Source organism: Pseudomonas sp. FG6 (genome assembly GCF_057809015.1).
Map to the genome: position 1 here is coordinate 1 of NZ_JBMDJD010000067.1, position 9,523 is coordinate 9,523.

The window sequence follows — 9,523 nt, forward strand, 5'->3', positions numbered from 1 at the left end:
CTGCATTGCTTCAGGCAAACTGCATTGCCTGATTTTGCGACTGCTGCGCAGCCGAGCGGGAGCAAGCTCCCTCGCCACAGGGGCAGTGTGAGCTTCAAGGCTATGGCTCAATCCAACCCCAACTTCTTCAACCGATACCGCATCGACCGAAACGACAACTTCAACCGCTGCGCCGCCGCCGTGCGGTTCCAACGGGTTTCCTCCAGCGCCTGGAGGATGAGTTTGCGCTCGACGTCTTCCAGGTAATCCTCCAGGTTGTCGACCCGCATCAAATCCGGGCTGCCCGTGTCGGTGGCATTGCTACCCTCGGCCAGCCGTAGGTCCTCGGCTTCGATCTGCTGGTGTTCGCAGAGGGTGTAGGCGCGTTCGAGCATGTTCTCCAGTTCCCGCACGTTGCCCGGGAAACGGTAGTTGCGCAGGGCATCCAGCGCCTTGGGGTGGAGTTTGGCTGCCGGGTTGCCGGTATTGGCGGCCAGGCGCTGGAGCATGTGATTGACCAGGGGCTCGATGTCTTCGCGGCGTTCGCGCAAGGGCGGGACGCGCAGTTCGATGACGTTCAACCGATAGTAAAGATCCTGGCGGAAACGTCCGCTGGCGACTTCGGCCCCCAGGTCTTTGTGGGTGGCGCAGAGGATTCGCACGTCCACCACCTCTTCCTGCTGGCCACCGACCGCGCGCACGGCTTTTTCCTGGATCGCCCGCAGCAGCTTGACCTGCATGGCCAGGGGCAGGTCGGCCACTTCGTCGAGGAACAGGGTGCCGCCGTGGGCGGCCTGGAACAGGCCGGGTTTGTCGTCGATGGCGCCGCTGAAGCTGCCTTTTCGATGGCCAAAAAACTCACTTTCCATCAGTTCGCTGGGAATGGCCCCACAATTGACCGGGACAAAACCCTGGCTGGAGCGGGGGCCCTGCTCATGGATTAATCGGGCGACCAGTTCCTTGCCGCATCCTGATTCCCCGCTGATGTACACCGGGGCCTGGCTGCGGGCGAGTTTTTCGATCTGTTTGCGGACGCTGCGCATGGGAGGGGAGTCGCCCAGCAGGCAGCGTTCGATAGAGATGGCCGGAGCGGTCACCGGCGGCAGGCGCAAGGCGCTGCTGACCAGTTCCCGTAGCCGAGTCAGGTCGACTGGTTTGGTGAGGAAGTCGAAAGCGCCGGCCTTGAGGGCGTCGATGGCGGTTTCCAGGCTGCCGTAGGCGGTGATCATCGCGACCGGCAGTTGCGGGTAGCGTTGCTGGATGTGTTGCACCAGTTCCAGCCCCGTGCCGTCGGGCAGGCGCATGTCGGTCAGGCACAGGTCGAAGGCTTCGTCCGCCAGCAGGGCCTGGGCCTCGGCGAGGTTCTTGGCGCTGCGGGTGTCGAGTTTCATCCGGCCCAAGGTGATGTCCAGGAGTTCGCGGATGTCCGGTTCGTCATCGACGATCAGGATTCGTTGCCGTGAGCGATTATTCAAATCTGTTTCCGTCCGTGAGCAAAGGTGATGCGAAAGCAACCGCCGCCTTGGCGTGGTTTGAAGTCTAGGCGGGCCTGGTTGCTTTCGCACAGCTCACGGGACAGATAGAGCCCAAGGCCGGTGCCCTGGTTGCTGGTGGTGTAGAAGGGTTCGAACAAGTGCGCTTGCTGGTCCGGGGGCACGCCGGGGCCGTTGTCGATGATGTCCAGTGTGGACAGCTGGCTGTGGGGATCGATGAACAGCTTCAGCCAGGCTTCGGCCTGCTCGTGGGCCATCGCGCTGTGGCGCCAGGCGTTGCGCAGCAGGTTGTCGAGCACTTGGGTCAATTGGTCGGGGTCCATGAACGTGGTGTAGTCGCCCGGGTCGATGCTCAGGTGCAAGGCCGGTTGCCTGGTTGCGGTGTCCCGGGCCTGGCGTACGAATTGCTCCAGCCATGCCCGCAGGTCCAGGCGTTGGGGCGTGGTGGGTTGGCGACGGGAGACCTGCAGCACGTTTTCAATGACGCGATTCATTCGTTGGGAGTGGTCCTGGATAATCTGCGTCAGACGCCGGTCGGCGTCGTTCAGTTCCTCGGACTCGCGCAGCAATTGCGCCGCATGGCTGATCGCGCCCAGCGGGTTGCGGATTTCATGGGCGATCCCGGCCGTGAGGCGCCCGAGGGAGGCGAGCTTGAGCTGTTGGGCTTGCTGGGAGACCTGGGCCAGGTCTTCGAGAAACACCAGGATCTGGTGGTGATCGTGATGCCCCAGGGCAATGAAGCTCGGCTGCAACGTCAGGCCGGTGCCGCTGACGCTCAGGCTGGGTGGGCGCAGGCTGGGGTTGTTCAGCCACAATTTCAGGCGTTCGACCAGGGGCGTGGCACGTTCGTCGATGCGTTGGCCCACCAGGTCGTGCATGCCCAACAGGTTCAGTGCGCTTTCGTTGGCCAATTGCACCCGGCGATGGCGGTCGAGCACGAGGATGCCGGTGCGCATGCGTTGCAGGATCAGCGCGTTGAGCGCTTCCAGGCCGATCACTTCGCTGGCCCGTTGTTCGGCGAGTGTCTCGCTGGCCTCCAGTCGCCGGGTCAGGCCCTGGACCAGCAGCGCGGCGGCGAAGCACAGCGCGCCCAAGGTGCCGGCTTGCAGGTAGCTGCTGGGCCGGTTCGAATCGCTGAGCCCCAGGAAGAAGGTCGAACCGACGATGCCGATGGTCGCCACGGCGGCGAGCAACAGGCCGATCCGGCTCCGCACCAGTGTATTGCCGATGGCCACCGAGACGATGATCAGGTTGCCGATGGCGCTGGGGGCGCCGCCCGCGACGAAGAACAGCCAGGAGAGCAGCAGCACGTCGGTCAATGCCAGGCCGAACAGCCGGGCAGGGCGACGGGTGTTTTCCAGGAACACCACCAGCAGGATGTTCAGCACCAGGTACAGCCAACTGCCACTGCGCAGCAGGTCGTCGTTGGCGAATTCCAGCAGGCGGTTGTCCATGTTGCTGGAAATCAGCAACACCAGGGTGATGCCGATGCTCAGGCGGTACAGGTGGTAGAGACGCAGCAGGCGCTGCGTCTGCTTGACAGGTGGGCTGCGGGTGTCAGCGATCACGAGTGCCCGGGCCTTGCTCGAGGTGAGCCTGGCTGCAATACCACTGTGGGCCTTGGGGCAGTGCCCGGTCGCGGGGCAGGTGCACACCGCATTGGGCGCAGCGGACCATCGGCGGCGCGTCCTGCTCTCGCGGGGTGTTCGGTGCGGAGAGGCTGCCCTTGTATTTGCGCCAGAACCAAACCACGGCGGCGATCAGGACGATCCAGAACAGTAGACGAAGCATGATGGGCGGCTATTTGGCTGATAATCCGGCAGTTTAGCCAAGGACGGCAACGACGCACAGCGCAATAAAACCCAGGCACAAAAAAGGGAGACCGTCTGGCCTCCCTTTTTCGATGCCTTGGCTTTTAGTCGAACAGGCCAAAGGTCATGTGGCTGAACCAGGAGCGGTCGCTGGATTCGCTTTTCGGATCCTGCTCCTCGATCACGTCGCCGTTATCGTCCTTGGGCTTGAGCTCGCTCGGGATGGCTTCCTTGGCGTCCTGGAACTGACGCTGCAAGTCCTGGTTGGCGCGGGTTTCACCCGGTGGCAGCGGCGCGCGGGACTCGATCAGGCCCAGGGTCGCCTTGCTCAGCCACGAGCGGTTGTCGGCTTCGTCGACCCGTGGGGTGAACTGGCCGTCGACCAGGGACGGGTGATCGGGGTAGTTCAGCTTGAGGGTTTCCAGGCTGGTGGCGGCCAGGTCGTCCAGGTGCAGGCGCTGGTAGGCTTCGGTCATCACGGCCAGGCCGTCGCCGACCGAAGGGGTTTCCTGGAAGTTTTCCACCACGTAGCGGCCACGGTTGGCGGCGGCGACGTAGGCCTGGCGGGTCAGGTAATAGTCCGCCACGTGGATCTCATAGGAAGCCAGCAGGTTGCGCAGGTAGATCATGCGCTGCTTGGCGTCCGGCGAGTAGCGGCTGTTGGGGAAGCGGCTGGTCAGCTGGGCGAACTCGTTGTAGGAGTCGCGGGCGGCACCCGGGTCACGCTTGGTCATGTCCAGCGGCAGGAAACGCGCCAGCAGGCCGACGTCCTGGTCGAAGGAGGTCAGGCCCTTGAGGTAGTAGGCGTAGTCGACGTTCGGGTGTTGCGGGTGCAGGCGAATGAAGCGCTCCGCGGCGGACTTGGCGGCTTCCGGCTCGGAGTTCTTGTAGTTGGCGTAGATCAGCTCCAGCTGGGCCTGATCGGCATAACGACCGAACGGGTACCGGGACTCCAGGGCCTTGAGCTTGGCGGTGGCGCTGGTATAGCTATTATTGTCGAGGTCTTTCTGCGCCTGTTGGTACAGTTCGACTTCGCTCAGGTTTTCGTCTACGACTTCCTTCGATGAGCAAGCGGCGGTCAATGCGAGGATGGCGATCAGCAGCAGGTGTTTCACTTGCATGGCGGCTTGCGTCCCTATGACGGCCGCTGTCTTGGGCGGGGCCGTCCTGTTATGATGAGCGCCCCGTTGAAAAGCCTCGGGGCAAAAGACGCCGTATTTAACCACAAGCGCGCAGCCGAAACCAAAGGCTGTGCCGACGCCCAGTCCGAGCATGTCCGATAAAATAGAACTTCGCGCAGAGGTGCCGTCCGAATTGGGCGGCCAACGCCTCGATCAAGTCGCCGCCCAACTCTTCGCCGAGCACTCGCGCTCGCGCCTTTCCGCCTGGATCAAGGACGGTCGCCTGACGGTGGACGGGGCGGTGATCCGCCCGCGCGACATTGTCCACGGCGGTGCCGTCCTCGAGCTGACTGCCGAGCAGGAGGCCCAGGGTGAGTGGGTCGCCCAGGACATCGCCCTGGACATCGTCTACGAAGACGACGACATCCTGGTGATCAACAAGCCGGCGGGCCTGGTGGTGCATCCGGCGGCGGGTCATGCCGACGGCACCCTGCTCAACGCCTTGCTGCACCATGTGCCCGGCATCATCAACGTGCCGCGCGCCGGTATCGTGCATCGCCTGGACAAGGACACCACTGGTCTGATGGTGGTGGCCAAGACCATCCAGGCGCAGACGCAGCTGGTTACGCAGCTGCAAAGCCGCAGCGTCAGCCGCATCTATGAATGCATCGTCATCGGCGTGGTGACCGCCGGCGGCAAGATCAACGCACCGATCGGCCGTCACGGCCAGCAGCGCCAGCGCATGGCGGTGATGGAAGGTGGCAAGCAGGCGGTCAGCCATTACCGCGTACTGGAGCGTTTCCGTTCCCACACCCATGTGCGGGTCAAGCTGGAAACCGGTCGTACCCACCAGATCCGTGTGCACATGGCCCACATCAACTTCCCGTTGGTGGGCGATCCGGCCTATGGCGGTCGTTTCCGCATTCCGCCGGCGGCCAGCCAGACCATGGTCGAGTCTCTGAAGAACTTCCCGCGCCAGGCGCTGCACGCGCGTTTCCTGGAGCTGGATCATCCGACGACCGGCAAGCGCATGAGCTGGGAGTCGCCGTTGCCGGATGATTTCGTCTGGCTGTTGACGCTGCTCAAGCAGGACCGCGAGGCGTTCATCGGATGAGTGACTGGCTGATACCCGACTGGCCCGCGCCGGCACGGGTCAAGGCCTGCGTCACCACCCGTGCGGGCGGCGTCAGCCAGGCGCCGTTCGACAGCCTCAACCTCGGCGATCATGTGGGGGACGACCCCATGGCCGTCGCCGAAAACCGTCGTCGCCTCACCGATCAATTCGCCATCGCACCGGCCTGGTTGCAACAGGTCCACGGCATTGCCGTGGTCGAGGCTGACCCGACCCAGGTGGCGACCGCCGATGCCAGTTGGACGGCCACGCCGGGCATCGCCTGTACGGCCATGACCGCCGATTGCCTGCCCGTGCTGTTCTGCAACCGCGCAGGCACCCGCGTTGCGGCGGCCCATGCCGGTTGGCGTGGGTTGGCGAATGGCGTGCTGGAAGCCAGCCTAGACAGCCTCCAGGTGCCCGCCGATGAAGTCCTCGCCTGGCTGGGCCCGGCCATCGGCCCGCAAGCCTTCGAAGTCGGGCCGGAGGTGCGCGAAGCGTTCATCGCGCACCTGCCCCAGGCCTCACAGGCTTTTGTGCCCAGTCACAACGCGGGCAAGTTTCTCGCCGACATCTATCAATTGGCCCGCCTGCGGCTGGCGGCGCGCGGTGTCACGGCGGTCTACGGTGGCGGCCTGTGCACCGTGACCGATCCCCGCTTCTTTTCCTACCGGCGCAACCCGCGCACCGGGCGCTTTGCCTCCCTTATCTGGATCGCCTGACTTTCCTGATCTGCATCAAGCACGTGCTGCTTGAATCTTCCAGAATCGTCCACATCTATAACGGTATCTGGCAGGTTTCTTCATTCAGGATGTTTTCAGGTCCGGCCTGCTCAAAAGGAAGGTGACCCCATGCGTATTGATCGTTTAACCAGCAAATTGCAGTTAGCCCTGTCCGATGCCCAGTCGCTGGCTGTCGGCATGGACCATCCCGGTATCGAGCCGGCGCATTTGATGCAGGCCATGCTGGAACAGCAAGGTGGCTCCATCAAGCCGCTGCTGATGCAGGTGGGCTTTGACGTCAACAGCCTGCGCAAAGAGCTGGCCAAAGAGCTCGACCAGTTGCCCAAGATCCAGAACCCGACCGGTGACGTGAATATGTCCCAGGATCTGGCGCGGCTGCTCAACCAGGCCGACCGCCTGGCCCAGCAGAAGGGTGACCAGTTCATTTCCAGCGAGTTGGTGCTGCTCGCCGCCATGGACGAGAACAGCAAGCTCGGCAAATTGTTACTCGGCCAGGGCGTGAGCAAGAAAGCCCTGGAAAATGCCATCAACAACCTGCGTGGCGGCGAAGCGGTGAACGACGCCAACCACGAGGAATCGCGCCAGGCGCTGGACAAATACACCGTTGACCTGACCAAGCGTGCCGAGGACGGCAAGCTCGACCCGGTGATCGGTCGTGACGACGAGATTCGCCGCACGATCCAGGTGCTGCAACGCCGCACCAAGAACAACCCGGTGCTGATCGGTGAGCCTGGCGTGGGTAAGACCGCCATCGCCGAGGGCTTGGCCCAACGCATCATCAATGGTGAAGTGCCCGATGGCCTCAAGGGCAAGCGGCTGCTGTCCCTGGACATGGGCGCGCTGATTGCCGGTGCCAAATACCGGGGTGAATTCGAAGAGCGGCTCAAGGCCTTGCTCAACGAGCTGTCGAAGCAGGAAGGGCAGATCATCCTGTTCATCGACGAGTTGCACACCATGGTCGGCGCGGGCAAGGGCGAAGGTTCGATGGACGCCGGGAACATGCTCAAGCCGGCGCTGGCCCGTGGCGAGTTGCACTGCGTAGGCGCGACTACGCTCAACGAGTACCGCCAGTACATCGAGAAAGATGCGGCCCTGGAGCGGCGCTTCCAGAAAGTACTGGTGGACGAGCCGAGCGAAGAAGACACCATCGCGATCCTGCGTGGCCTTAAAGAACGCTATGAGGTGCACCACAAGGTGGCGATCACCGACGGCGCGATCATCGCGGCGGCCAAGCTCAGCCATCGCTACATTACTGACCGGCAGTTGCCGGACAAGGCCATCGACTTGATCGACGAGGCCGCCAGCCGCATCCGCATGGAAATCGACTCCAAGCCCGAAGTACTCGATCGCCTGGAGCGTCGCCTGATCCAGCTCAAGGTCGAATCCCAGGCCCTGAAGAAAGAAAGCGACGACGCGGCGAAGAAGCGCCTGGAGAGGTTGCAGGAAGAGATCACCCGGCACGAGCGCGAATATTCCGATCTTGAAGAGATCTGGAACTCGGAGAAGGCCGAGGTCCAGGGTTCGGCGCAGATCCAGCAAAAGATCGAACAGTCCCGCCAGGAACTGGAAGCGGCCCGTCGTAAAGGCGACCTCAATCGCATGGCCGAGCTGCAGTACGGGGTGATCCCGGACCTGGAGCGCAGCCTGCAAATGGTCGACCAGCATGGCAAGAGCGAAAACCAGTTGCTGCGCAGCAAGGTCACCGAGGAAGAAATCGCCGAGGTGGTTTCCAAGTGGACCGGCATCCCTGTGTCGAAAATGCTCGAAGGCGAGCGCGACAAGCTGCTGAAGATGGAAAGCCTGCTGCACCAGCGCGTGATCGGCCAGGAAGAAGCGGTGGTGGCGGTGGCCAACGCTGTGCGTCGCTCTCGCGCCGGCTTGTCGGACCCGAATCGTCCAAGCGGCTCGTTCATGTTCCTCGGCCCGACCGGCGTGGGCAAGACTGAATTGTGCAAGGCGCTCGCCGAGTTCCTCTTCGACACCGAAGAGGCCATGGTGCGCATCGACATGTCCGAGTTCATGGAGAAACATTCGGTGGCGCGGTTGATCGGCGCCCCTCCGGGTTATGTCGGCTACGAAGAGGGCGGTTACCTGACCGAAGCCGTGCGTCGCAAGCCGTACTCGGTGATCCTGCTCGATGAAGTCGAGAAAGCTCATCCGGACGTGTTCAACATCCTGCTGCAAGTGCTGGAGGATGGGCGCCTGACCGACAGTCACGGGCGCACTGTGGATTTTCGCAACACGGTGATCGTGATGACCTCCAACCTGGGCTCGGCGCAGATCCAGGAACTGGTGGGCGACCGCGAGGGGCAACGGGCTGCGGTGATGGATGCGATTTCCACGCACTTCCGGCCGGAGTTCATCAACCGGGTCGACGAAGTGGTGATCTTCGAGCCGTTGGCCCGTGACCAGATCGCCGGTATCACCGAGATCCAGCTGGGACGCCTGCGCAGCCGCCTCACCGAGCGCGAGCTGAAGCTGCAATTGAGCGACGATGCCTTGGACAAGCTGATAGCCGTGGGTTACGACCCGGTCTATGGCGCGCGGCCACTCAAGCGTGCGATCCAGCGTTGGATCGAAAACCCGTTGGCGCAGTTGATCCTGTCCGGCCGCTTCATGCCGGGCGAAACCGTGACCGGCACGGTGGAGAACGACGAAATCGTCTTCGTCTGAGTCGATCGCCAGGGTTTTGTGACGAGGGCGCTTGCTGTGGCGAGGGAGCTTGCTCCCGCTGGGCCGGGCTGGCGCTCCAGCGCGCAGCGGCCCCAAGATTTTGCGGTCGCTACGCAACCGAGCGGGAGCAAGCTCCCTCGCCACGGTGCTTGCTCGTTTCGATTCATGGGTTGTTTGCTTTCAAGAGATGATTTTTTTCATCAGGCCGTTGAACTCAAAGGAAAAGGCTTGTAAAGTGCGCCCCGCAGTCAGTCACCCCAAGGGTTACTTCTCACTGGGAAGAAATCCAAAATAAGTTGCAAATCATTGTCTTGAAAGCAATTTAGGGGTTGACAGCGGTTTTGAAGATTGTAGAATAGCGCGCCTCAGACACACGAACGCAGCGATGCGAACAAGTGGAAGAGGTTGAAGCGAGATTCGATCAAGCTTCGATGTTGTAACTTGAAATATCAGTTCCGTGATAGCTCAGTCGGTAGAGCAAATGACTGTTAATCATTGGGTCCCAGGTTCGAGTCCTGGTCACGGAGCCATTTCAATCGGGGTATAGCGCAGTCCGGTAGCGCGCCTGCTTTGGGAGCAGGATGTCAGGAGT

General features: G+C 62.5%; 7 protein-coding genes and 1 tRNA gene. 4 read left to right on the forward strand and 4 right to left on the reverse strand.

Features of this window, described 5'->3' with window-relative positions; translation table 11 throughout:
* Nucleotides 1-107 precede the first annotated feature (107 nt).
* From ACODSJ_RS24380 to ACODSJ_RS24395, 4 genes are all read right to left on the reverse strand, one after another.
* Entirely contained in the window at nt 108-1,454 is a 1,347-nt protein-coding gene (locus tag ACODSJ_RS24380; protein WP_489104173.1) for a sigma-54-dependent transcriptional regulator, read from the reverse strand.
* On the reverse strand, nt 1,451-3,040 hold the full coding sequence (locus ACODSJ_RS24385) for a two-component system sensor histidine kinase NtrB (RefSeq protein WP_489104174.1): 1,590 nt from the start codon (nt 3,038-3,040) through the stop codon (nt 1,451-1,453). Before ACODSJ_RS24385 ends, ACODSJ_RS24380 begins: the two co-directional genes overlap by 4 nt.
* Nucleotides 3,030-3,263, reverse strand: coding sequence for a PP0621 family protein (locus ACODSJ_RS24390; protein ID WP_489104175.1), 234 nt, complete (start codon nt 3,261-3,263; stop codon nt 3,030-3,032). The genes ACODSJ_RS24385 and ACODSJ_RS24390 overlap by 11 nt, the downstream gene beginning before the upstream one ends.
* 124 nt (nt 3,264-3,387) lie before the next feature.
* Nucleotides 3,388-4,404, reverse strand: a complete 1,017-nt coding sequence (locus ACODSJ_RS24395) for an outer membrane protein assembly factor BamD (protein ID WP_489104176.1) — start codon at nt 4,402-4,404, stop codon at nt 3,388-3,390.
* 151 nt (nt 4,405-4,555) lie between these two features.
* Here ACODSJ_RS24395 and rluD point away from each other — a divergent pair, with 151 nt between their 5' ends.
* The 4 genes from rluD (at nt 4,556) to ACODSJ_RS24415 (ending at nt 9,461) form a co-directional block, all read left to right on the forward strand.
* On the forward strand, nt 4,556-5,518 hold the full coding sequence (rluD, locus tag ACODSJ_RS24400; RefSeq protein ID WP_420767627.1) for a 23S rRNA pseudouridine(1911/1915/1917) synthase RluD: 963 nt from the start codon (nt 4,556-4,558) through the stop codon (nt 5,516-5,518).
* Nucleotides 5,515-6,237 (forward strand): peptidoglycan editing factor PgeF, encoded by a 723-nt coding sequence (pgeF, locus tag ACODSJ_RS24405; RefSeq protein WP_489104177.1) that lies wholly within the window; start codon nt 5,515-5,517, stop codon nt 6,235-6,237. Before rluD ends, pgeF begins: the two co-directional genes overlap by 4 nt.
* Nucleotides 6,238-6,366: 129 nt before the next feature.
* Nucleotides 6,367-8,931, forward strand: coding sequence for an ATP-dependent chaperone ClpB (gene clpB / locus ACODSJ_RS24410; protein WP_489104178.1), 2,565 nt, complete (start codon nt 6,367-6,369; stop codon nt 8,929-8,931).
* A 454-nt stretch (nt 8,932-9,385) separates the two neighbouring features.
* A tRNA-Asn gene (locus tag ACODSJ_RS24415) sits at nt 9,386-9,461 on the forward strand.
* Nucleotides 9,462-9,523 lie beyond the last annotated feature (62 nt).

Coding starts and splice junctions, on each gene's coding strand:
- ACODSJ_RS24390 (WP_489104175.1), bottom strand. CDS start 3,263: ATGCTTCGTCTACTGTTCTGGATCGTCCTGATCGCCGCCGTGGTTTGG.
- ACODSJ_RS24395 (WP_489104176.1), bottom strand. CDS start 4,404: ATGCAAGTGAAACACCTGCTGCTGATCGCCATCCTCGCATTGACCGCC.
- rluD (WP_420767627.1), top strand. CDS start 4,556: ATGTCCGATAAAATAGAACTTCGCGCAGAGGTGCCGTCCGAATTGGGC.
- pgeF (WP_489104177.1), top strand. CDS start 5,515: ATGAGTGACTGGCTGATACCCGACTGGCCCGCGCCGGCACGGGTCAAG.
- clpB (WP_489104178.1), top strand. CDS start 6,367: ATGCGTATTGATCGTTTAACCAGCAAATTGCAGTTAGCCCTGTCCGAT.